Source organism: Streptomyces sp. CNP082 (assembly GCF_059570535.1).
On the sequence record NZ_JCANSZ010000019.1, the window covers coordinates 12934 to 34864 of the forward strand.

General features: G+C 73.1%; 20 protein-coding genes and 1 pseudogene. 10 read left to right on the forward strand and 11 right to left on the reverse strand.

Annotation, left to right across the window (positions count from 1 at the left end):
* Nucleotides 1-51 precede the first annotated feature (51 nt).
* Together B124_RS17070 and B124_RS17075 are read right to left on the reverse strand one after the other, a co-directional pair.
* Nucleotides 52-1383 carry an SPFH domain-containing protein gene (locus B124_RS17070; RefSeq protein WP_496503707.1) on the reverse strand — a complete coding sequence of 444 codons (1332 nt, stop codon included), beginning with the start codon at nt 1381-1383 and terminating at the stop codon, nt 52-54.
* Nucleotides 1380-3140, reverse strand: a complete 1761-nt coding sequence (locus B124_RS17075) for an SPFH domain-containing protein (protein WP_496503708.1) — start codon at nt 3138-3140, stop codon at nt 1380-1382. Before B124_RS17075 ends, B124_RS17070 begins: the two co-directional genes overlap by 4 nt.
* 280 nt (nt 3141-3420) lie before the next feature.
* Between B124_RS17075 and B124_RS17080 the strand changes: the two genes are divergently transcribed.
* Complete coding sequence (locus tag B124_RS17080; RefSeq protein WP_496503709.1) at nt 3421-4329, forward strand: hypothetical protein; 909 nt, start codon at nt 3421-3423, stop codon at nt 4327-4329.
* A gap of 428 nt (nt 4330-4757) precedes the next feature.
* Nucleotides 4758-5624 (forward strand): GNAT family N-acetyltransferase, encoded by an 867-nt coding sequence (locus tag B124_RS17085; protein WP_496503710.1) that lies wholly within the window; start codon nt 4758-4760, stop codon nt 5622-5624.
* A gap of 51 nt (nt 5625-5675) precedes the next feature.
* Here B124_RS17085 and B124_RS17090 read toward each other — a convergent pair whose 3' ends face one another.
* Complete coding sequence (locus tag B124_RS17090) at nt 5676-6068, reverse strand: ester cyclase (RefSeq protein WP_496503711.1); 393 nt, start codon at nt 6066-6068, stop codon at nt 5676-5678.
* A 314-nt stretch (nt 6069-6382) separates the two neighbouring features.
* Between B124_RS17090 and B124_RS17095 the strand changes: the two genes are divergently transcribed.
* Entirely contained in the window at nt 6383-7285 is a 903-nt protein-coding gene (locus tag B124_RS17095) for an aminoglycoside phosphotransferase family protein (protein WP_496503808.1), read from the forward strand.
* Nucleotides 7286-7321: 36 nt separating this feature from the next.
* Nucleotides 7322-8608, forward strand: coding sequence for an MFS transporter (locus B124_RS17100; protein WP_496503809.1), 1287 nt, complete (start codon nt 7322-7324; stop codon nt 8606-8608).
* 89 nt (nt 8609-8697) lie between these two features.
* Here the strand turns inward: B124_RS17100 and B124_RS17105 are convergent, their stop codons facing one another.
* On the reverse strand, nt 8698-9828 hold the full coding sequence (locus tag B124_RS17105) for a sialidase family protein (protein ID WP_496503712.1): 1131 nt from the start codon (nt 9826-9828) through the stop codon (nt 8698-8700).
* Nucleotides 9829-10021: 193 nt separating this feature from the next.
* On the opposite strand from B124_RS17105, the gene B124_RS17110 reads away from it, so the two are divergent.
* Nucleotides 10022-11020 carry a helix-turn-helix domain-containing protein gene (locus tag B124_RS17110; RefSeq protein WP_496503713.1) on the forward strand — a complete coding sequence of 333 codons (999 nt, stop codon included), beginning with the start codon at nt 10022-10024 and terminating at the stop codon, nt 11018-11020.
* A gap of 42 nt (nt 11021-11062) precedes the next feature.
* On the opposite strand, the gene B124_RS17115 is transcribed toward B124_RS17110, so the two are convergent.
* Nucleotides 11063-11482, reverse strand: coding sequence for a MarR family winged helix-turn-helix transcriptional regulator (locus B124_RS17115; RefSeq protein ID WP_496503714.1), 420 nt, complete (start codon nt 11480-11482; stop codon nt 11063-11065).
* Between the two features lie 87 nt (nt 11483-11569).
* Between B124_RS17115 and B124_RS17120 the strand changes: the two genes are divergently transcribed.
* Nucleotides 11570-13054 (forward strand): MFS transporter, encoded by a 1485-nt coding sequence (locus B124_RS17120; protein WP_496503715.1) that lies wholly within the window; start codon nt 11570-11572, stop codon nt 13052-13054.
* Between the two features lie 80 nt (nt 13055-13134).
* Here the strand turns inward: B124_RS17120 and B124_RS17125 are convergent, their stop codons facing one another.
* Nucleotides 13135-14034: a LysR family transcriptional regulator gene (locus tag B124_RS17125; RefSeq protein WP_496503716.1), complete on the reverse strand. Its 900-nt coding sequence runs from the start codon at nt 14032-14034 to the stop codon at nt 13135-13137.
* 80 nt (nt 14035-14114) lie between these two features.
* Here B124_RS17125 and B124_RS17130 point away from each other — a divergent pair, with 80 nt between their 5' ends.
* Nucleotides 14115-15545, forward strand: coding sequence for an MFS transporter (locus B124_RS17130; RefSeq protein WP_496503717.1), 1431 nt, complete (start codon nt 14115-14117; stop codon nt 15543-15545).
* Nucleotides 15546-15688: 143 nt separating this feature from the next.
* Complete coding sequence (locus B124_RS17135; protein ID WP_496503718.1) at nt 15689-16417, forward strand: SDR family oxidoreductase; 729 nt, start codon at nt 15689-15691, stop codon at nt 16415-16417.
* 42 nt (nt 16418-16459) lie between these two features.
* Here the strand turns inward: B124_RS17135 and B124_RS17140 are convergent, their stop codons facing one another.
* From B124_RS17140 to B124_RS17155, 4 genes are all read right to left on the reverse strand, one after another.
* On the reverse strand, nt 16460-17209 hold the full coding sequence (locus tag B124_RS17140; RefSeq protein ID WP_496503719.1) for a Clp protease N-terminal domain-containing protein: 750 nt from the start codon (nt 17207-17209) through the stop codon (nt 16460-16462).
* A 58-nt stretch (nt 17210-17267) separates the two neighbouring features.
* Complete coding sequence (locus B124_RS17145) at nt 17268-17651, reverse strand: PIN domain-containing protein (protein WP_496503720.1); 384 nt, start codon at nt 17649-17651, stop codon at nt 17268-17270.
* A complete protein-coding gene (locus tag B124_RS17150) occupies nt 17648-17932 on the reverse strand; it encodes a hypothetical protein (RefSeq protein ID WP_496503721.1) in 285 nt (94 codons plus the stop codon). Before B124_RS17150 ends, B124_RS17145 begins: the two co-directional genes overlap by 4 nt.
* A gap of 112 nt (nt 17933-18044) precedes the next feature.
* Nucleotides 18045-18842 (reverse strand): metallophosphoesterase, encoded by a 798-nt coding sequence (locus tag B124_RS17155; protein WP_496503722.1) that lies wholly within the window; start codon nt 18840-18842, stop codon nt 18045-18047.
* 350 nt (nt 18843-19192) lie between these two features.
* Here B124_RS17155 and B124_RS17160 point away from each other — a divergent pair, with 350 nt between their 5' ends.
* Both B124_RS17160 and B124_RS17165 read left to right on the forward strand, forming a co-directional pair.
* The gene (locus B124_RS17160; protein WP_496503723.1) at nt 19193-20443 is read left to right on the forward strand and encodes an alginate lyase family protein; all 1251 of its coding nucleotides are present in this window, start codon (nt 19193-19195) and stop codon (nt 20441-20443) included.
* A 219-nt stretch (nt 20444-20662) separates the two neighbouring features.
* A pseudogene (locus B124_RS17165) lies at nt 20663-20962 on the forward strand (sigma-70 family RNA polymerase sigma factor); the annotation flags it as partial.
* 51 nt (nt 20963-21013) lie between these two features.
* Here B124_RS17165 and B124_RS17170 read toward each other — a convergent pair.
* Entirely contained in the window at nt 21014-21931 is a 918-nt protein-coding gene (locus B124_RS17170) for an alpha/beta hydrolase (RefSeq protein WP_496503724.1), read from the reverse strand.

Consider the following 21931-nt stretch of genomic DNA (forward strand, 5'->3'; position numbering starts at 1 on the left):
CGTCCACGGTAGCCGTGCGGCGAGCCCCCCGCGCCCGCCGCACGGCACCGCTCACTCCTCGTCGGCCCCGTGTCCTTCAGCCGCCACCGCCCGGAGCAGCCCGCCCGCCGGCGGCACGGGACCGCCCGCCTGCGAGCCGGCCGTCAGCCGGGGGAGCAACTGTGCCGTGAGGAGGGTCGAGAGCGCGGAGACGTCCTGGCCCCCGCCGCCGTCCGTGCGGATGACCGTCGGCTGCGGCGCGCTGCCCGCGAGCACCGCGCCCACCTCCAGCCGCCGCCGGGCCAGCTCGTACTGGAGCACCGCGCGGTTGTCGCGGTACGCCTGCGCCAGCCGGCGCTGCGCCTTCGCCTCGTTCTCGGCGGCGATCAGGCCGCTGCGCCCGCGGGTCTCGATCTCGAAGCGGACCTTCTGCGCCTCGGTCTCCTGCTGCTCCAGCAGCCGGGCGACCTCCTCGCGGGCCCGGTTCAGCGCCGCCTTGACCTCGACGAACCGTGCGTCGCGCGCCTTCTTCGCCCGTTCGATGTCCATCTGCAGGTTGTCGATGCGGCGCTTGCGGGTCAGGCCCCACTCCTGCTCGTACGCGGTCCGCTCCTTCGCCACCCGCTCGCGGGTGGCGAGGTGCTGCTGGTACTGCGCGGGCAGTTGGACGTCGGGGATGTTGGAGCCGGTGATGCGCACGCCGTAGCGGGCCAGTTGGTGGTTGAGCAGCTCCTGCATGTCCGCGACGTCCGAGCCGCGCAGGTCGAACGCCCGCTCCGTACGCACCCGGCGGGCGCGCTGGCGGATGGCGTCCTGGACGGCGCTGGAGAGCACCAGGTCGAAGTTGCCGGCGCCGATGGTGCGGACGAAGAGCACCGCGTCGGTGATGCGGAACTTCAGGAAGAACTCGATCGAGCGCAGCGGCACGTTCTCCTGCGTCGGGCAGGCCATCACCGGCGCCGAGTACGGGATCTCGGTGGCCGTGTCGACGACGAAGTCCACCCGCGACCAGGGGTGCCAGACGAAGTGCCGGCCCGGGCCGAGCGTGCGGGAGATGGCGCCGTAGCGGGTGAGGACGCCGTTCGTACCCTGCTCGATCTTCACGATCGAGGAGCGCCACCACCACAGCACGCCGACGGCGAGCAGGAAGACGCCGGTGCCGTACGAGGCCACGGACAGCGCGTCGTTTGCGCTGCCGCCCTCCAGCCCGGCCATCACGCCGGTCGACAGCGCCAGCAGCGACAGCCACAGCGGCACCATCCACCACAGCCGGCGGCGGTGGCGGGGGATGATGACGGGTATCAGGGTGCCGGCCTCGCCGCCGCGCAGCAGTTGGGGGATGTCGCCCCAGGCCGCGACGAGTTCGGAGATGACCGACCTGCGCTTCATGGTCGCCGTGCTCATGCCCCGGCCTCCTCGTGCCCGTAGTCCGCGGGCCCGAAGCCCGTGCTCTCGTGTCCGCTACCAGCGTGTGCGCTACCTGCGTGTCCGCCGCCTGCGTGGGCTGCGGCCACTGCCTGCGGGGTCTGCTCCCCGGCGCCGCCCGCCGGGGCCGGCACCGGTGCCGGCCGCTCGGCCTCGCGCAGCGCCCGGATCTCCGGCTCCCGCTCGGCGATCCGCGCCGCGACCTCGGCCAGCCGCTCCCGTACGGCCGCCATCTCGGCCTCCGAGAACAGGTCCGCGCCGTGCTCGCCGATCAGCTCCCGGGCGAGCGCCAGGAAGTCGACGCCGGCCCCGCCGCCGCCCGCGCCGTCCGCGGGGCCGCCGATGCGCAGCAACTGCGGCAGGTGGTCGGCGACCTGCTCCAGGGTGTCGAGGACCTGCTGCTGGTAGCGGTACTCCAGGATCTCCGGCGCCTCGGCCGTCGTCACCGCGCGGATGTCGAGCGCCTGCGCCTCCAGCAGCGCGGCGTTCGCCCGCGCCTCCGACTCGGCCTGCACGTACCGCTGGCGGGCCAGCGCCTCGGCGCGGTTGGTCTCGCGCTCGACGGCGGTGTCCATCTGCGCCTGGTACTGGGCGATGTCCGCCTGGATCGCGGACAGCTCCTCCTCGCGGGTCGCCAGCTCCTTGCTCAGGTCGCCCTCGTCCTGCTCCTTGCGCAACTGCAGCGCGTACTCGTGGGTGTACGCCTCCTTGGCCATCCGCACCATCTCCGGCGCCGCGAGGTCCATGCGGTACGGCTGGTCGGAGGGCTCGGCGTGGGTGATGTTGGCATTGGTCAGCTCGACCGCGGGCCGGAACTGGTGGTTCAGCGCGTCGAGCAGCCGGGTGGTGTCCTCGCCGACCATGTCGTAGATGCCGGCGGCCTCCTGCTCGTAGATGAGGCTGCGGATCGTCTCGCTGACGGCGTTGTTCAGCTTCTCCTGGAAGCCGCGCACGGCGCCGAGGGTGTAGACGAACTCCACCGGGTCGCTGATCCGGAACTGGATGAACAGGTCGATGGACGCCTTCACCCCGCCCTTCGTCGGGGCCTCGCGCACGGGCGCGTTGAAGGGGTACTCGCGGGTGGTGTTGAGGATGTACGAGACCCGCTTCCACGGGTTCAGCAGGATGACGCGGCCGGGGCCGACGACCTGCTCCAGCTTGCCGAACTTGGTGATCAGCGCATGGCACCCGTCGGGCACCATCACCATGCCCTGCCGCCACCACACGAACCCGACGGCGAAGACCGCCAGCACCCAGTAGTGGGCGCCGAACACCGGATTGGTCACCACGTCGTCGCCGGCGGCGGCCACCGCGATGGTGCCGACGGCGCCGACGACAAGCAGCAGCGACACCGGCAGCATGCTGAGGAACGAGCGCCCGCGCGGCAGCACCATCGGACAGATGGCGTGCACCTGCTCAAGCCCCTCGCGCTTCAGCTCACTGCGGTTCAGCACCTCCCCGGCCTCGTCCAGCGGCACGGACTGCTGCGTCATGACGGTGTCGAGGCTGCCGCCCTGGTCGCGGGCCGCGGGGAAGTCGGCCGGGTCCATCCCCTCCTCCCGGGGCACCCCACCGCCCCGGCTCCGACCGCCTTCCCCGCTCCCCCGGCCCCCCTGCTCCCCCTCGGGCAGCACACCGCGGCGACGCAACTCGTCCTGGGCGAGCTGCCTCGGATCGTTCCCCTGCATCACGGCCTGTGCCGCGCCTCTGATGCTCTGCGCGCGCGAACGTGCCATGTCGTCCCCCTCTTTCAGGTCGTGCGATCACTCTCCGCAATCAGAACTCTGTCGTACGGCAGTGCGCAAACATCAGGCGCGGATCGTGACAACACGGAGACGGGGTCATTGCACGATCCCGGCAGCGAGGGGGGTGCGGCGTAGCCGGCGGCCGGCGGCCGGCGGCTGGCGGGCGGCGTGCCGGAGGGCCGGAGGGAATCCGCCGGCTGCGGAAACCTTTCCGGCGGCAGCGGCGACTTCTTCACACACCCCCCACAGCCGAAAGGCGACCGTCATGGCCATGTCCGTTCACCGATCACCCACCGGGCGAAGCCGCCTGGGCCGCGCTCTCCTCGCCGCAACCGCCGCCGCTGCCGCGGTCACCGCCTTCGCCCTCGTCGCCCCGGCCGCCGGGCAGGAGCCGGCCGCCGAGTCCGCCGCCGAGTCCCCTGCCGTCCAGGAGTGGAACCCGCCGGCGAACCTGGCGCAGGGGCTGGACGAAGTCTGGAAGCACATGGAGGACACCTACGGCGACCTCTACGGCTTCAGGAACTACGGCTGGGACCAGCTGATGGCCAACCGCGACGGCACGATCCACTACTGCGTGCGCTGGGAGTCGGGCACCCCGGTCACTGCCGCGGAGCGGGACGACGTGCACGCGGCGCTGCAAAAGCAGTACAACAAGTGGATCGACTCGGTCGCGGGCTTCGACGGCTTCCCGTACGAGCAGGTGGAAGTGGACGTCGTCGGCTGGGCGGTGGCGGACCGCGACACCCTCCAGTGGCAGGACGACTCGGTCGACATCTACGCCGGCAACCTGGACGCCGACGGCGCCCCGCAGTGCTCGCCGGACTGCGGTCGCTTCTTCCACCAGGACGGCAACTACTCCCAGTGCCCGGGGGGCGAGGAGCGCCACTACGACCAGTCGCTGTGGCTGACCGAGGGGTTCGGCGGCGGCGCAGGCGGCGACTGGGGGCAGCGGATGGGGCGTAGCTACTTCATGGACGCCGTCGGCCAGAACCAGGAGAACATCCACATCCTGCTGCACGAGATGGGCCACACCTGGGGCCTGGACGACTTCTACGACTGGACGCCCACCGGCGTCGACGGCTTCCTCATGAAAGCGGGCAGCGCCACGCAGATCACGGAGTTCGACACCTGGATGCTGCGCGACTTCTGGCGGCACCTCAAGGACCGCTACGAGGTGTGAGGCAAAGGCCCCGTGCCGCCACCGCGCCGAGATCCCGGAGCCCGCGTTGGAGGCTGCCCCCGGACCCGGAGGCCGGCCGCACCGCCTCGCAGGGACCACATGCACCACCGCGTGCACGCCAACGGGCACAAGTCGCCCTCCGTGTGCGATTTGCCCCGATTTGGAGGCGGGTTTGCCGCGAGTTTTGCCTGGCCGCATTCACTCAGGGGGCTGGGTCATCGCACGATCCCGGCAGCGAGGCCCGGGACAATAACTGGTCGGCAGCTTTCAACGGCGGTGTGATCACCTACATCGTGTCGAACAGGTATCTCATCATCAACGTGATCGCTGTGGTCGGCTTCTGACTAGACCGAACGGTCTGCAACGTTGTCCGCTGCTCGCCACGTATTTCGGGTGCGTATCAGTCGGGGCCGGGGTGGAATCGGGGGATGGCGATCACGTTGCGTACGCCCGTCGTTGGCGAACTCGGCCATACCGCCCGGGCGCTGGGCACCTGGCAGCGCGACGACGGGCCCGTGCAGCTTCACCCCGGTGACCTCGGCTGGTTCTGGCGGTTCGGGGCGGCGCGGACGGCCGCGGCCGTGCGGGTCTGGAGCCGGGCGGGGGAGGTGCTGGCGGTCGGGTTGCTGGACGGGGCGGAGTTGTTGCGGCTGGGGGTCGCGCCCGGGGCGCTGGAGGACGGGGAGCTGGCGCGGCGGGTCGCTGAGGATGTGGCGGTGCCGGGGCGGGGGGTGCTGCCCGGGGGTGAGGTGTACGTGGCCGCCCCGCCGGGGGCGCTGGTCCGGGAGCTGCTGGCGCGGGACGGCTGGGGAGCCGACGAGCCCTGGACGCCGCTGCGCCGCGACCTCGGCGGGCCCGTACCGGATCCCGGGGTGCACGTCGAGGTGGTGGGGCCGGAGCAGGCGGGCGAGCGGGCCGCGGTCCAGCGGTCGGCGTTCGGCCGGTCCACGTTCACCGCCGAGCGCTGGCACACGATGGCCGCGGCGGCGACCTACGCCGACGCGCGCTGCCTGCTCGCCCGCGACGACCGCGGCGAGCCCGTGGCCGTGGCGACGGTGTGGTCGGCGGGGGCGGGCCGGCCGGGCATGATCGAGCCGATGGGCGTCCACGCGGACCACCGCGGCCACGGCTACGGCCGGGCGATCACCCTCGCCGCGGCGGGTGCGCTGCGGGAGATGGGCGCCTCCAGCGTCGTCGTGGACACGCCCGGTGCGAACACCGCCGCCGTCGCCACGTACGAGTCGGCGGGGATGAGGCGGCTGCCGGACCTGCTCGATCTGCGTCGTGGCGCTTAGCCGGCGGCGGCTGCCGGCAACCCGCCTCCTGCCTGGCCGAGCCCGACTGGGTCAGCCCGCGAGCTGCTTCTTCAGGGCCTCGACGTCGTGGACGTTGGACATCTGCACGAACTTTCCGTCGCGGATCCGGTAGAGGGCGAACTCGTCGATCTCGATCGGGGCGCCAGTGGGGGCCACCCCGAGCCATTCCTTGGTGGGCGTGCCGTGGTTGACGGAGTGGCAGGCCAGGGTTTCACCGTGGATCGCCACCTCCTTGATCTCCCAGTTCATGTCGGGAACCGCGTCGGTGATGCCCTTGAGCGCCGCGACGACGTCCGCGCGAGTGGCCGGCTCGCCGTGCGAGAGGATGGACTCACTGACGAACTCGTCCATGCGGTCGAACTCATGCGCGTTGAGCGCCTCGCAGTAGCGGTCGTAGAACTCGCGAATGTCGAAGTCGGACATGACTGCCTTTCTCGCCCGGTGTCCGGGCTGTACTCGTGTGCTCTTGGTTCATCTGCGAGATCGATAGTGCGGGAGCAGCGGAGTAGCATCCATAATGTGCAGTCCTGCATTCTTTACGCATCGTCCAGGAGGTGTCGTCGGTGCTCGGCTCATCGCCCGCACAGTTCCGGAACCGGGCACGGCAGCCGGCGGGCCCGGCCGCGAACGGAAGCTGACGGCGGCGTTCTCCTGCTCGGACGGCCGCGTCACCGCCGGATATTCGGTGGGAGGCGGGGAGCCGTCCGCGTAGGGTCGCGGGCATGTCTGCTGTCCGGATGCACGCCGACGAGGCCGAGATGGACGCCGGTCTCGTACGGCGCCTGATCGCCGCCCAGTTCCCGCAGTGGGCCACGCTGCCCGTCGAGCGGGTCGCCTCCGGCGGCACCGTCAACGCCGTCTTCCGGCTGGGGGACGAGCTGGCCGTGCGGATGCCCTTGACCGCGGGTGGCGCCAAGGACGTTGATCTGGAGTACTCCCACCTGCCCCGGCTCGCCGCCGCCCTGCCGCTGCCGGTGCCCGAGCCCGTCGCCAAGGGCGAGCCCGGCGAGGGGTATCCGTGGCCGTGGACCGTCTGCCGCTGGCTTCCCGGTACGGTCCTGCCGCCCGACGCCGGCGTCGCCGCCCCCGGGCCGCTCGCCGGTCAGCTCGCCGGCTTCGTCAACGCGATGCGCGCCGCCGACCCGGCCGGCGCCCCGGCCTCGTACCGCAGCGAGACCCTGGCCGACCGCGACGCCGGCACCCGCGCCGCCCTCGCCCAGCTCCGCCCCGAGGACGGCGTGGACGTGCCCGCCGTCACCGCCGCCTGGGAGGCCGCCCTGCGCACGCCCGCGCACGCCGGGCCGCCGGTGTGGCTGCACGCCGACCTGTCCCCCGGCAACGTCCTGCTCACCGGCGACGGCCGCCTCGGCGGCGTCATCGACTTCGGCTGCATGGGCCTCGGCGAACCCGCCGTCGACCTGATCGCCGCCTGGAACCTCTTCACCGGGCCCGCGCGCGAGGCGTTCCGCGCCGCCGTGGCGGGCGGCGGCCTTGCCGACGACGAGGAGGCGGCGTGGGCGCGCGGGCGCGGCTGGGCGCTGTCGATCTCGCTGATCCAACTGCCGTACTACCGGCACACCAACCCGGTCATGGTCGCCAGTTCGAAGTTCGTCATCGCCGAGGTGCTGGCGGATGGGTAGGGTGGCGCCATGAACCGGCGACATTGATTCGTACGTATCACCGCTTGTTTTTACGCGTACTCCTTCCTTGACGACTTCGTCCTGCTCTATCCCGTGTACGCGCTGCTTTTCGCCGACCACGGGCTGTCCCTGTGGCAGGTCTCCTCGCTCTTCGCCATCTGGTCGCTGTCGTCCGTCCTGCTCGAAGTCCCCTCCGGCGCCTGGGCCGACGCCTTCTCGCGCCGGCTGCTGCTGTGCGTGGGGCCGCTGCTGACGGCCGCCGGGTTCGCGCTGTGGGTGCTGGCGCCGTCGTACGGGGCGTTCGCGGCGGGGTTCGTGCTGTGGGGGGCGAAGGGCGCGTTCACGTCGGGGGCGCTGGAGGCGCTGGTCTACGAGGAGTTGGACCGGGCAGGCGCGGCTGACCGGTACGCGCGCACGCTGGGGCGGGGGCGTGCGGCGGGCACGGTGGGCGTGATGGCGTCGATGGCGGTTGCGGCGCCGGTGTTCGCGGCGGGCGGGTACGCGGCGGTGGGGGCGGCGAGCGTGGCGTCCAGCCTGCTGGGGGCGGCGGTGGCGACGCGGTTTCCGGAGCACCGGGGGGCGGGCGGTGGGGCGGGCGCGGGTGCGGGCGGTTCCGGAGGGGGTGGCGGTGGCGGGGGCCAGGGCGTCGGCGTACGGGATGAGGGTGGCGAGCACGGTGGCGCGGGCGGTGCTGAGTCCGGTGGCTCCCTCGGCTGGGGCGGCACCCTCCGCGCCGGGTTCGCCGAACTCCGCGCCGACTCCTCCGTCCGCGGCGCCCTCCTCCTCGTCCCCGCCGTCTTCGCCGTCTGGGGCGCCCTCGACGAGTACACCCCCTACCTCGTCCGCGAATCCGGCGTCGCCGCCCCCGCCGTACCCCTGTACCTGCTGCTTGTATGGGCCGGTGCCGCCGCCGGCGGGCTGCTGGCCGGGCGGGTCGAGGAGCGGGGGCGGGCCGGGCGGACGCCGGCGGGGGTGCTGGCCGCGCTGCTCGCCGGGTCGGCGGTGGCGCTGGCCGCGGGCGGGCTGCTGGGTACGGCCGCGGGGATCGCGCTGGTGGGTGTCGCCTTCGGAGGGTTCCAGGTGGCGACCGTGCTCGCGGAGGCCCGGTTGCAGGAGCGGATCACCGGCCCGGCGCGGGCGACCCTGACCTCGCTGGCCGGCGTCGGCACCGATCTGGGGACGGTCGCGGTCTACGGCGCGTACGGCCTGCTCGGCTCGGCGGCCGGGCTCGGGCACGGGGCCGCGTTCGCGGTGTGCGCGCTGCCGTATCTGCTCGTCGCCCCGGTGGTGTTGCGCGGTGGTCGGCGGCGTGGGGCGGGGTAGGCCCTCACCGGCCGGTGAGGCGGCGGGGCCGGTGAGGCGGCGGGGGCCGGCCACCGGTCGCCGGCCCCCGCGCCAGTCCCCGGCGCTGCTTACCTGTGCGGCGGCACCGACTCCAGGCCCACGTGCAGCACCTCCGGGTCGGCCGGGCTGACGGCGAGCGCGCCCATCCCGTGGTGGTGCGAGTGCCGGATCGCCAGCTCGTCCTCGTCCGCCTCGTAGCGGTAGAGGTTGGTGCCCGTCCACTCGTCGCCGTACTCGAAGTAGACGACGTCCGCGTCGGTCGGGTCGGGGCGGATCCAGCCGCCGTTGTAGATCACCACGTCCTCGCCGTCCTGGAACTGGTCGACCACGGGCTTGAAGGTGAGCCCGCCGTCCGTGGAGCGGTAGAGGTGCCGGCCGTGTTCGCCGGCGTCCAGCTCGGTGACGTTCAGCGCCTTCGCGTAGACCACGCGCGGGTCGACGGGCGAGATCGCCACGGAGAAGCCGTTGACGTCGTCGCCCGCGGCGCCGAGCTGGGAGCGCTGCCAGGTGCGCCCGCCGTCGTCGCTGGTGAAGCCGCCGGCGTCGCTCACCCCGACGACGATGCGGTCGAAGTCCGCGGTGGAGATCTTCGCGTCGTAGAACATGGTGTGCGGCCCGACTTCGGCCAGCGGGACGGGGGTGCCGACGGCGGCGAAGCTGCGCCCGCCGTTGACGGACTCCAGCACCCGGCCCTCGTCGGTGACGGCCCGCAGGCGGCTGGCGCGCCGCGGGTCGGCGCTGAGCCCGTAGAGCCCGCCCAGCGCCTCCCCGTCGAAGGCCGGCATCTCGGCGATCCTGCCGCCGTCGACCCGGTAGACCCGGTCGCCGCGCAGCTCCCACACGTAGGCGCTGCCGTCGCGCGCCGGGGAGACGAACCAGTGGCCGTTGCCGAGCTTGGCGACGGTGCTCCAGGTGCAGCCGGAGTCGGTCGAGCGGGTCACCTGGCCGTTGATGTCGGTGGCCAGCAGCCGGTTCGGGGTGGCGAGGGTCTCCAGGCCGGTCACCAACTGGTAGTACGGGGGGCGCTCGGCGGTGGTGGTCGGGGCGAAGGTGGCGCCGCCGTCCCGGGTGTAGGAGAGCGAGCCGTCGCTGACGACCTGCTCGCACTCCGGCCCGTCCCACTGCTTGCCGGACGTGGTGGCGTGGGCGGGAGCGGCGGCCGTGAACAGGCTCGCGACGAGCGCTGCGCCGGCCGTCACGGTGGTAATCGCACGGTGCAGGGGTTTCACCGGGACCCTCCTCCTCGATGACGTTGTCCTCACCAGGAAGTACCGTGATCGTCAGGATGTCCACGTCCTTTGGCTGGCGAACGGACGCCATGGCGCCCATGCGCCGCTCGCTCTGCCCCCATCAGGCGGGATAATTCCGATACGCCCCTGGGGAGTTCAGGCCATGTTCGAACCGTTCGGCGTCCTCGCGTCCGACGAGGCCCTCTACCGGCTGCTGCTCCGCCACCCGCCCCTCGACATCGCGGAACTGGGCGCCGTGGCGGGGCGTACGGAGGCCGAGACCGCCCCGGCGGTCGAGCGGCTCACGGAGCTGGGCCTGCTGACGCTGCTGCCCGGCGCCCCGGTCCGGCTCGTCGCGACCCGGCCGGACGCGGCCGTCGAGCAGCTCACGGTGCGCTGGCAGGACCAGGTCGCCGTGGCCAGGACCGCCGCCGCCGCGCTCCTCGCCGACCTGCCGGTGGACCGCCGGCACCGCCCCGAGGACCAGGTGGAGATCCTCTTCGGCCGCGGTTCCGTCGCGGCGCGCTTCGACCGGCTCCAGCGGTCGGTGCGGCGCGAGTTGCTGGTCCTGGACCGGCCGCCCTACGCGCAGGAGCCCGCCGAGCCGAACCGGGCGGAGCTGGAGATCCTGGCGCGCGGCGTGCGGGTGCGCGGGCTGTACGCGCCGGAGGCGCTGGAGGTGCCGGGCGCGTTCGACATCTTCGAGGCGGTCGTCGCGGCCGGCGAGCAGGCCCGGGTCCATACGGACGTGCCGCTCAAGCTCGCCGTCGCCGACGCCTCGACGGCCATCCTGCCGTTCAGCAGGGAGGCCCACGAGATGGTGGACAGCGCGTTCGTCATCCACGAAGGGGCCCTGCTGGACGCCCTGGTGCAGCTCTTCGAGCTGCTGTGGGCCGCGGCCGTGCCCCTGCCGGGACCGCTGCCGGCCGCGGGCGCCGCCGGGGGCCCGGCGGGCGAACCGGCCGCCGCAGCCGCCGAGTCCGACCGGCAACTGGTCACGCTGCTCGCCGCCGGGCTGAAGGACGAGGCCGTGGCGCGGCGCCTCGGGGTGAGCGCCCGTACCCTCAACCGCCGGGTCAGCGCGCTGATGCAGCGCCTCGGCGCCCGTACCCGCTTCCAGGCGGGGCTGCAGACGGCCCGCGACGGCCTCATCGACACCTGACGTTCGGTCCCAGGGAGGCGTACGGTCGCCAAGGGGGAGGCGTCAGTCCAACTGCACGTCGGCCGCCGGCTCCGTACCGGGCAGCTCTTCCGCCAGCACCTCGCGGTGCGTCGGCCTGGCGTCCTCGTACAACTGCCGGCCCTTCTCCGTCAGCAGCACGAAGATGCCCCGCCGGTCCACGTCGCACATCGCCCGATACACCAGCCCCGCGCGCTCCAGCCGGGCCGTCAGCCGCGACGTCGCGCTCTGGCTCAGGTGCGCCGCCTCGGCCAGCTCCGCCGCGCGGCACTTGTCGTGGTCGCAGGTGGCCAGGCCCTCCAGGGCCTCGAACTCGCTGACGCCGATGCCGTGCCTGCTCTGCAACTCGCGCTCCAGCGCGCCCCACACCGCCGCGTGACAGGCCAGGAGGCCGTGCCAGCGGTCCACCAGGGCGCGCTCCGCGCCGACGTCGCTCACGCTCACGCGACCCAAAGTAACATGCGCGTGAATTTAATGCGACTCCATTAAATGCTTTGGCATTAGATGCTTGCGCATGTAGTCTCGTCCGTCATGAGCACTTCCGCACCACCACACCTGTCCACGACCTCGACCAAGTGGGACGCCCGCCTCTGGGGCATCCTGCTGACCGTCTCCCTCGTGGTCGGCCTCGACGCTCTCGACGTGTCGATGGTGGGGGTCGCCCTCCCCTCCATCCAGGCCGACCTCGGACTGTCCACCAGCACCCTGCAATGGGTCGTCAGCGGGTACGTCCTCACCTACGGCGGACTGCTCCTCCTCGGCGGGCGCACCGCCGACCTCCTCGGCCGGCGGCGGGTGTTCCTCATCGCCGTCGCGGTGTTCGCCGTCACCTCGCTGCTCGGCGGGCTGGTCGACGACGGGGGGCTGCTGATCGCGACCCGGCTGCTGAAGGGCGCCTCCGCCGCGTTCACCGCACCCGCGGCGCTCTCCATCATCACCACGACCTTCCACGAGGGCCCCGCCCGCAACAAGGCGCTCGGGATCTTCGCCGTCTTCGGCGCCAGCGGCTACAGCGCCGGGCTCGTCTTCTCCGGCCTGCTCACCGAGGTCGGCTGGCGCTGGACCTTCTTCCTGCCGTTCCCCGTCGCGCTGATCGCGCTGGCCGCGGCCTTCCGCGTGCTGCCGAAGGAGGGGCCGCAGGAGCGTAACGGCGGCTACGACCTCCCCGGCGCGGTGACCGGCGTCGGCGCCATGCTGCTGCTCGTCTACACCGTCGTCGAGGCGCCGGAGGTGGGCTGGGGCGCGGCCCGTACGCTGCTGCAGTTCGTCGCCGCCGCGGTGCTGCTGGCCGCGTTCCTCGCCATCGAGGGGCGCAGCAAGCACCCGCTGATCCGCCTGGGCATCCTGCGCTCCGGCCCGCTGGCCCGCGCCAACCTCGGTGCCGCCGTGTTCTTCGGCGGGTACCTGGGCTTCCAGTTCCTGGTGATGCAGTACCTGCAGTCCGTGCTGGGCTGGTCGGCGATGGAGACGGCGCTCGGCTTCCTGCCGGCGGCGCTGATCGTCGCGTTCGGTTCGCCGCGGATGGTCCCGCTGATCATGCGGTTCGGCACCGGGCGCACCATCGCGGGCGGGGTGGTGGCGCACCTGCTGGCGTACGTGCTGTTCCTCGCCATCGACCGGGACGCGCCGTACGCGGTCGGCACGCTGCCGAGCATGGTGCTGCTGGGCATCGGCTTCACGCTGGCGTTCGCGTCGTTCAACATCCAGGCCACCGCGGGCATCGAGGACCACGAGCAGGGGCTCGCGGGCGGGCTGCTGAACACCTCGCTGCAGGTGGGCGGGGCGATCGGGCTGGCCGTCGTGACCGCGGTGCTGACCGCGAACGCGGAGGGCGCCACCGGCTCGCAGGCGCTGCTCAACGGCTTCGACCCGGCGCTGTACGTGGTCGCGGCCATGGCGCTGCTCGGTCTCGTCATCGCCGTGACGGGCATCCGCGGCCCGCGCCACCAGGCGCCGGAGTCGGAGCTGGAGCAGAAGTCGGCGGAGGACCGCGAGTTCGTGTACGCCACCGACTGAGCACCACCGCCCGGACTACGGGGAACCGGGGGTGAGCGGACCCGGGCCGGCAAGGCCCGGGTCCGCTCGTGCGCGCCGGTTCACCCCGCCGGGTGGTGCTCCTCCTCGTCCGGGTCCACCCCCAGGCTGTGGAGGAACGCCGCCGCCGCCGGGGACGGGCGGGTGCGGGGCCAGATGAGGCGCTCCTCGCGGGACGGGCCGTCCGTCACACGGACCGTGGCCAGGCCCGTCAGGCGGGGGGCGAACCCGCTCGCGAGCAGCGCCACGCCCAGGCCGGCGCGGACCAGGTCCGCCATGAAGTCCATCGACGAGACCTCGAAGCCCACCGTCCGCCGCAGCCCCGCCGCCGTGAACGCCTCCTCCGACTGCGCCCGCGCCGCCGTGCCCGCCGCGAAGTCGACGAACGTCTCCTCCGCCAGCCGCGCCAGGTCCGTCTCCCCGGCACCCGCCAGCGGGTGGTCCGGCGCCACGACGGCCAGGTGCCGGTCCCGTACGAGCACGCGCTCGCGGACCCGCTCCGCGCGAAAGCCCACCGGCACCCCGAGCAGCGCCAGGTCGTACGTCCCCTCCGCGACCGCCCCCACCAGGCGCTCGCTCGCCCCCACCGCCAGGCTGATCCGCACCTGCGGGTACGTGTCGTGGAACTCCCGCAGCGCCGCGGGCAGGTTCACCGCCGCCACCGTCGGGATCGCCCCGATCGCCAGCCGCCCGCGCACCTCCCCCGTCGCCGCCGCGACCTCCGCGCGGGCCCGCTCCGCCGCCGCGAGGGTGGCGCGCGCGGCGGGCAGGAACGCCTCGCCGGCGCGGGTGGGGCGCACCTTCCGGCTCGTACGGTCGAAGAGCCGGGCGCCCAGCTCCCGCTCCAGCTTGCCGATCTGGTGGCTCAGCGCCGACTGGACGACGTGGCAGCGCTCGGCGGCCCGGGTGAACCCGCCGGTGTCCGCGACGGCGACGACGTAGCGCAGTTGTTGCAGCTCCATACGATCCATCGTGATGCGTGATGGATCAGATGACAACTATGTGTTGGACTCATCACTGCTGGTGGGCGCAGTCTGAGAGCATGACAACGGACTCGGTATCCCCGCGCGAGCAGCCCGCCGCACTCGGGCGCGGCCTGCTGCTCCTCATGGCGACCGCCACCGGCCTGTCCGTGGCGGGCAACTACTTCGCCCAGCCCCTCCTCGACCTCATCGGCCGCGACCTGCACATCGGCAGCACGCTGGCCGCGCTCGTCGTCACCGCCGCGCAGACGGGCTACGCGCTGGGCCTCATCCTCCTCGTCCCCCTCGGCGACGTGACCGACCGGCGGAAGCTGTCCGTCGCGCTCTTCGTCGCCACCGCCGCGTTCCTCGCCCTCACCGCCGCCGCGCCCAACGGCCCCGTGCTGCTCGCCGGTACGGTGCTCACCGCGCTGGCGTCCGTCGGCGCGCAGATCGTCGTGCCGTACGCGGCCGGGCTCGCCGCTCCGGAGGAGCGGGGGCGGGTCGTCGGCGTCGTGATGTCCGGCATCCTGCTCGGCGGGCTGCTGGCCCGTACCGCCTCCGGGGCGCTGTCTGAACTCGGCGGCTGGCGCACCATCTACTGGGTCAACGCCCTGCTCATGGCGGGCATGGCCGTCCTCCTCCACCGCCACCTGCCGCGCCTGCCCGCGGCCCCGGACACCGGCATGCCGTACCCGGCGCTGCTGCGCTCCACCGTCGCGCTGCTGCGCGAAGAGCCCGTGCTGCGGCGGCGCTCGGTGATAGCGGCGCTGTCGCTGGCTTCGTACAGCGTGCAGTTGACGGCGCTGACGTTCCTGCTGGCCCGGCCGCCGTACGGCTGGTCGGAGTCGGCGATCGGGCTCTTCGGGCTCGTCGGGGCGCTGGGCGTGGTGACGATGATGTTCGCGGGGCGGCTGAACGACCGGGGCCACGTGCAGGCGGTGACGGGCGCCGGCGTGGTGCTGCTGACGGCCTCGTGGGTGGTGCTGGGCGTGGGGGGCGAGTCGCTGCCGCTGCTCGTCGTCGGCATCGTCGGCCTCAACATCGCGCAGCAGGCGGTGCTCAACAGCAACCAGGCGGTCGTGTACGCGATCCGCCCGGACGCCCGCAACCGCATCAACTCCGCGTTCATGACCAGCTTCTTCGCCGGCGGCGCGGTGGGCTCGGCGCTGACGTCGGTGGTGTGGTCGCGGGGCGGCTGGCCGGCGGTGTCGGCGCTGGGGGCGGTGCTGGCGTCGGGGACGGTGGTGCTGTGGGTGGCGGAGCGGGTGAGCGCGGCGCGCGGGGCGCGCCGGGCGCGCCGGGCGGGGGCGGACGGGGGGCTCGGGACGGCGCCGGACGCGGGGCGGGGGACGGCACCGGATGCCGGGCCGCGGACGGCACTTGCCGTCGGGGCGCAGGCCCCGCGGGGCCCCGGGCCGCGGACGGCGCCGGGCGCCGGGGCGGAGCGCGCGGCGCAGGCCACCGCCCCCGCCGCCGCCGGCCCCGCACGGCGGCGGGGCGCCGCCTGAGGCGTACGGGCGGAGCCGTGCGGCACCGACGACGTACCACCGCATCCGCTTCGGCGAGCGGTTGAGAAGATCGGCATACGGCCCGGCAGGGCCGCTCCGCGCCGCCGGAGACCGCCACCACCGCCGTACGCAGGAGCGATGACATGAGACTCGACGACCGCCGCGTGGTCGTCACGGCCGCAGGCCGTGACTTCGGCCGCACCCTGGCGATCCGGCTCGCGGACCTCGGCGCCGAGGTCTTCCTCTCCGCCCGGAACCTCGCCGCCGCCGAGCGGGTACGGGATGAGATCCGCGACCGGGGACAGCAGCGCGTCCACGCCTTCTCCTGCGACCTGACGGACCCCGCCTCGATCCGCGACTTCGCCGCCGGCGTCGCCCGGCACACGGACCGCGTCGACGTGCTGATCAACAACGGCTCCCGCTACCTCGAAGGCCCGGACCTCCTGTCCGCCTCCGACGCCGACATCGCCGACACCCTCGCGTCCGGCGGCACCGGCACCGTACTGACCGTGAAGAACTTCCTCCCCCTGCTGCTCAACTCGGACAAGCCGGACGTGGTGACCATGGTCTCCGCCTGCGGCACGGCCGGGCACCACCGCTCGGAGGCGCACGACGCCTTCTACGCGGCCAAGAGCGCCCAGGCGGGGTTCGCCGAGATCCTCTCCAAGCGCCTGCGGCCCGAGGGGGTCCGGGTGATCTCCCTCTACCCGCCCGACTTCGACAACCCGGACCCGCTGTCCGCGGAGTGGGAGACCACACCGCGGGGGGCGGAGGACGCCCTCACCGCGCAGTCGCTGGTGGAGTGCGTCCTCTTCGCCGTCGGCCAGCCGCGGGACTGCTTCATCAAGGCGTTCCACTTCGAGCAGGTCTGACGCGGCTCCGGGCTCCCGCCCCCGGACCGGCCGCCGGTGGCCCTACGCCCCGCCGCCACCCCCCTGCTGCTGCAGGGGCGCCAGCGCCGCGGCGATGTGCGCCTCGGCCGCCGCGCGGTCGACGCCGAGCCGGGACAGCACGCCGTCGCCGTTCTCCTGCTCCAGCAGCGCCAGCAGGATGTGCTCCGTACCGATGTAGTTGTGCCCCAGCCGCAGCGCCTCGCGGAAGGTCAGCTCCAGCGCCTTCTTCCCCTCCGCGTTGTACGGGATCAGCTCCGGCACCGTGCCCTCCGCGGCCGGCGGCAGCGCCGCGGTGGCCTCCTGCCGCACGGTGTCGAGGAGGATCTGCTGCGCCACGATCGAGGCGGCGCCGATCCCGGCGGGGTCGGCGATCAGCCCGAGCACGAGGTGGGCGGGGCCGATCTCGGTGTTGCCGGCGGCGCGCGCCTCGTTCTGGGACGCCATCACCACGTTCTTGGCGCGGCCCGTGAACCGGGCGAAGCCCTCGCTCGGGTCGAGCGTGAAGCCCTCGTCCGACCCCTTGGTCACGAACCGCTTCTGCGCCGCCTGCCGGGTGACGCCCATGCTCTTGCCGATGTCCGTCCAGGAGGCGCCGGAGCGCCGGGCCTGGTCGACGAAGTGGCCGATGAGGTGGTCGGCGACGTCGCCGAGGTGGTCGGCGGCGACGACGGCTCCGGTGAGCTGGTCGAGGACGTCGGGGTGGACCTTCTTGATGGCCTCGATGAGGTCGTCGAGGCGTACGGGATGCGTCGAGCGTGTGGGTTCCGTCATGCTGACAACCGTAGGTTGACACTCACGTATCGTCAACCCGGGGTTGACGCTAGTCGATCTACGGCTTTCCTGGATTCACCGGCTCGACCCCCGTCCCCGCGTACAGCTCCGGCAGGAGCGAGAGCACGACCCGCCCCGACGGCCACTCCGCCGACGGCCGGGCAAGGTGGACGGCGTGGGTGATCCGCCAGTCCACGCCGTCATCGATAAGCGCCCCGGTGGCAAGCGCGGCGACGAGGTCGAGTGGTTCGACATCGAGGCCGGGCAGGCAGGCGATGTGCTCCCCTAACCCTCTGCGTCCGCTCTCGGCGGCGGCAAGGGAGAGCGCGGGGACGTGACCGATCGCTTCCCCTTCGGCGGCCGCCACGACGAGCCCGGACAACTGCCGGTGGCCGGCCCCCAGGGCGAGAAGTACCGTGTGGTCCATGAGGAACGGCGTCACGCGGCAGCCCCTCCCGGTCCACTGCGCATACGGCGCGCAATGGTGTCGAGCAGCTCACGGCCCGCGGCCTGGTCTTCGGCGGTGACCTCGACTCCCATGTGCTCACGCAGGAGTTCCCGGGCCAGCTCGCCACGGGCCCGGAGGTCTGCGCGGGTGGGAGTCTCCGTTGCCAACCGCTCCACCAGCGCCCGAATGGTCGTGCCGTGCTCGGCGGCGAGTATCCCCAGGCGCTCGCGCGCGGCCCGGGAGACTTTGATGCTGGTGTCGGGGTCGTGAACCATGACCCTACTCTACTCGCGGTAGAGCCCATGAGGTCGACCGCGGTCTCGATCGCCTCGGCGAGGGGCGGATGGCTTCTTGGTCCGAACCGCCGGCGCTCAGCTGCGTCGACCCCTAGGCCGCCACCGTCCGATAGTGGGTGGTCAGCCGGTGGGCGTCGTCCAGGACGTGGAAGGCGACGGCCGGGGGCTGGTCGAGGTGGACGTGGTGGTCCGGGTGCGCGCGGTGCTCCCAGGGCAGCCGGACGGTGTTGACGACGCCGGGGGCGACCAGCAGCGGGCGGCCGGCGAAGGTGGTGGCCGCGGCGGTGTGCGCGTGCCCGGCGAGGAAGGCGGTCAGCCGCGGCTGCCGCCCGGCCAGCTCCGCGAGCCGGTCCGCGTCGAACTGCCGGATCTCGTCGACGTACGGGACGTGCAGCGGCACCGGCGGATGGTGGAACGCGACGAGCACGGCGTCCCCCTCCGGCGCCCGCGCCACCTCCTCCTCCAGCCACGCCAGCGTCTCGTCGGCCAGCCACCCCTCCGGCTTCCCCGGCACCGACGAGTCGCACGCGACGACGGTGAACCCTGCCCCGCGATGCACCTGGTCCACCGGCTCCCCGCCGCCCGGCTCCCCGCCGGCCGTCCCCCCGCTGACCGGCTCCCCGCTGACCGGCTCCCCGAGCAGCCCCCGCCGGAACGCGGCCCGGTCGTCGTGGTTGCCGGGGCAGACCAGCACCGGATGCCGGGACGCGAGCAGCCCGCGCGCGGTCTCGTACTCCTCGGCCGTCCCGTGGTCGGCGATGTCGCCGGTGACGAGGACGAGGTCCAGGTCGTACGGCAGATCCTCCAGATACCCGACCACCGCGCGGGCCCGGCGGACGCTCCGCTCGTCGTCGATGTGGATGTCGCTGAGATGCGCGATCACGGCCATGGCGTGCTCCCCTCCCCGGCACGCCGCGACCGGCGCCCGTGCCGCCGACGCTACGACGCGGGCGGCGGGGCGGAGAACGGCCACTTGGCGGCCGGTGGCCCGGTGCGGGCGGCGGCGTGCGGGCGGGCGGCCATTGCCGCCCCTGCCGCAGGCATTGACGCCGCCGAGGGCTGGATCCTACGGTCTGACCGGCTAACCGAACTTTGTTCGGTATTTCGTTCGTCCATGTGGAGATCACCACTGACAACACGCGACGAAAAACCGTTATCGCGGGACCTCCGGCACCGTCCCCTGAGAAGGGTGCACCGCACCGTGCGGCGCACCCGGTCCCCCACACGAAGGAGCCGTCCATGGGTCACCACAACGCACACCGCCTGAGCCGCCGCAGCGTGCTGCAGTGGGCCGGAGGTCTGACCGCGGCCGGGGCCGTGGGCGGCGGCGTGATCGCCGCCGTGGGCGGCGACCCCGCCGGCGCCGCGCCCGGGACGCCGGCCGGGGCCGCCGCGTTCACCCACCCCGGCCTGCTGCACGCCTACGGCGAGCTGAACCGGGCCAAGGTCCGGGTGGCCGCGGGCGACGACCCCTGGCTGTCCGGCTGGCAGCGGCTGACCGCCAACCCCCATGCGCAGAGCGGCTGGGCGCCCCGCCCGCAGGAGACCGTCATCCGCGGCGGCGACGGCCAGAACTACACCCTCCTCTACAACGACATCCACGCCGCGTACCAGAACGCCCTGCGCTGGCACATCGGCGGCACCGCCGAGCACGGCGACACCGCACGCGACATCCTCAACGCCTGGTCCGGCACGCTGAAGACGGTCACCGGCAACGCCGACCGCTTCCTCGCCGCCGGCATCTACGGCTGGCAGTTCGCCAACGCCGCCGAGCTGATGCGCGACTACGAAGGCTTCGACCTGGCACGCAGCCAGCAGATGCTGCGGGACGTCTTCTACCCCCTCAACGACCGGTTCCTGGTCAACCACAACGACGCCTGCATCACCAACTACTGGGCGAACTGGGACTTGTGCACCGTCGCCTCGGTCATGGCCATCGGCGTCTTCTGCGACGACCAGGCCCTCTTCGACCGGGCCGTGGAATACATGAAGACCGGCGAGGGCAACGGCTCCTTCCCCCACGCCATCCCGTTCGTCTACGACGACGAAGGGCTCGCGCAGTGGCAGGAGTCCGGCCGGGACCAGGGTCACACCGTCATGGGCATGGGCCAGATGGGCGCGATCTGCGAGATGGCCTGGAGCCAGGGCACCGACCTCTACGGCCACGACGGCAACCGGTTCATGAAGGCCGCCCAGTACGTGGCCAAGTACAACCTCGGCGAGGACGTGCCGTTCACGGAGTACCACTGGGGCACCGGGCAGAACTGCGCCCCCCGGACCCACACCGAGATCTCGGCGGCCAGCCGCGGCCAGGTCCGCCCGGTGTGGGACATGCTCCACTACCACTACGCGCGCCGCCGGGGCCTGTCCGTGCCGTACATCACCGCCATCGCCGAGAGCTTCCGCCCCGAGGGCGGCGGCGGGGACTACGGCCCGAACAGCGGCGGCTACGACCAGCTCGGCTTCGGCACCCTGCTCTACGCCAAGTAGGCGCCCTGGTGCGGGCGGTGACCGGGATGGCAGGGGCGGCCGGGGTGACCGGGGTGACCGGGGTGGCCTGGGTGACCGGGGTGGCCGAGGCGGCCGGGCGTTCCCGGCGGTGACGGTGGAGGGGCGCGAGTGGCGTGCCGCCGCCCACCGCAGGCCGCCACCGTCACCCGTCCTGCCGGCCCTGCCGGTCCTGTCGGCCCCGCCGCCGACCCCCCGGCCGAGGCCGCCGACTTCGCCGAACTCACCGTGCTCCGGCTGCAGCTCCAGGGGCAGCGGCGCGAGGTCGCCGAGGCGACGCGCTGGCTGGACGACGAGGACCGGCAACTGCTCTCCCTGTGGTGGCTGGAGGTCGCCGGCGAGCTGAGCCGCCGCGACCTCGCCGACGCGCTCGGGGTGAAGCGCGCGCACGCGGCCGTGCGCGTCCAGCGGATGAAGGAGCGGCTGGAGACCGCGCGCTCGGTCCGTGTCGCATTCGGCTCGGGTCCGTGGAGTCGCAGGGGGCGTGAGCCGGGGAGGCCACATCGCCACCGGCGAGCTGCGCGCGGTCGCAGGCCACGGGTACCCCGGTTCCTACGATTGCGTCATCCGGTCGCGCAGCCAGGACTCGACGTCGCTGAGTGCCGTCCTCGCCATCGCCGTGGGATGGCCCGTGAAGCCGTGGGGTGACTCCGGGTAGACCCGCAGCTCGACGTCATTGCCGGCCGCTGACAACCGGCCTGCCAGCGCCAGGTTGTCCTCCAGCAGCACGTCTGCGCTTCCGACGACCAGCAGCGTCGGGGGAAGCCCGCGAAGGACGCCGTAGAGGGGGGAGATGCCGGGATCAGTGCGGTCTTCCACGTGGCCGGCGTACGCCTGGATGAAGTACTCGTCCGCGATGCGGCGGCCGGCCGGGGTACGTGCGCTCAGGTCGTAGGTGCCGAACTGGAGCGCAGCGCCGGTGAATCGGCCGACGGCACCTTTGTCACGCAGCCGGAGCAGGGTCGCCAGGGCGAGTGTGGCGCCCGCGGAACTCCCGCCGATCGCAAGCCGGGACGTACCGAAGCGGGCTTCGGCTTCTTCGACGAGCCAGAGCGCCGCCGCTTCACAGTCGTCGGGTGCCGCCGGCCAGGGGTGCTCAGGGGCCAGCCGGTAGTCGACGCTGACGACGGCGAGGTGCAGGGCGTCGGCGAGCGCGCGGTTGCGTCTGTCTCCTCGCGCCGCGGAGTCCATGTAGAAGCCGCCGCCGTGGATGTCCAGGTAGACGCCTCGCGGCGGACCGTCGACAGGGGTGAAGACCCGGACAGGGACGGGCGCTTCCGCGGCTTTGACCGTCACTTCGGCGGCGGGCGGATCGGCGGCCTGCGGAGCAGCCATCCTCGCCCTGACCTCCCTCAGCTCCTCCAGTGAGCCGGGGCCACGGCCCGCCACCCTCGACGCGTAGAAGCTACGGGCCTCCTCGACCTGCTCCGCGGGCACGTCTGCGAACAGTGCCTCCAGCGCGAACCGCAC

Coding starts and splice junctions, on each gene's coding strand:
- B124_RS17070 (WP_496503707.1), bottom strand. CDS start 1,383: ATGAGCACGGCGACCATGAAGCGCAGGTCGGTCATCTCCGAACTCGTC.
- B124_RS17075 (WP_496503708.1), bottom strand. CDS start 3,140: ATGGCACGTTCGCGCGCGCAGAGCATCAGAGGCGCGGCACAGGCCGTG.
- B124_RS17080 (WP_496503709.1), top strand. CDS start 3,421: ATGTCCGTTCACCGATCACCCACCGGGCGAAGCCGCCTGGGCCGCGCT.
- B124_RS17085 (WP_496503710.1), top strand. CDS start 4,758: ATGGCGATCACGTTGCGTACGCCCGTCGTTGGCGAACTCGGCCATACC.
- B124_RS17090 (WP_496503711.1), bottom strand. CDS start 6,068: ATGTCCGACTTCGACATTCGCGAGTTCTACGACCGCTACTGCGAGGCG.
- B124_RS17095 (WP_496503808.1), top strand. CDS start 6,383: ATGCACGCCGACGAGGCCGAGATGGACGCCGGTCTCGTACGGCGCCTG.
- B124_RS17110 (WP_496503713.1), top strand. CDS start 10,022: ATGTTCGAACCGTTCGGCGTCCTCGCGTCCGACGAGGCCCTCTACCGG.
- B124_RS17120 (WP_496503715.1), top strand. CDS start 11,570: ATGAGCACTTCCGCACCACCACACCTGTCCACGACCTCGACCAAGTGG.
- B124_RS17125 (WP_496503716.1), bottom strand. CDS start 14,034: ATGGAGCTGCAACAACTGCGCTACGTCGTCGCCGTCGCGGACACCGGC.
- B124_RS17130 (WP_496503717.1), top strand. CDS start 14,115: ATGACAACGGACTCGGTATCCCCGCGCGAGCAGCCCGCCGCACTCGGG.
- B124_RS17135 (WP_496503718.1), top strand. CDS start 15,689: ATGAGACTCGACGACCGCCGCGTGGTCGTCACGGCCGCAGGCCGTGAC.
- B124_RS17140 (WP_496503719.1), bottom strand. CDS start 17,209: ATGACGGAACCCACACGCTCGACGCATCCCGTACGCCTCGACGACCTC.
- B124_RS17150 (WP_496503721.1), bottom strand. CDS start 17,932: ATGGTTCACGACCCCGACACCAGCATCAAAGTCTCCCGGGCCGCGCGC.
- B124_RS17155 (WP_496503722.1), bottom strand. CDS start 18,842: ATGGCCGTGATCGCGCATCTCAGCGACATCCACATCGACGACGAGCGG.
- B124_RS17160 (WP_496503723.1), top strand. CDS start 19,193: ATGGGTCACCACAACGCACACCGCCTGAGCCGCCGCAGCGTGCTGCAG.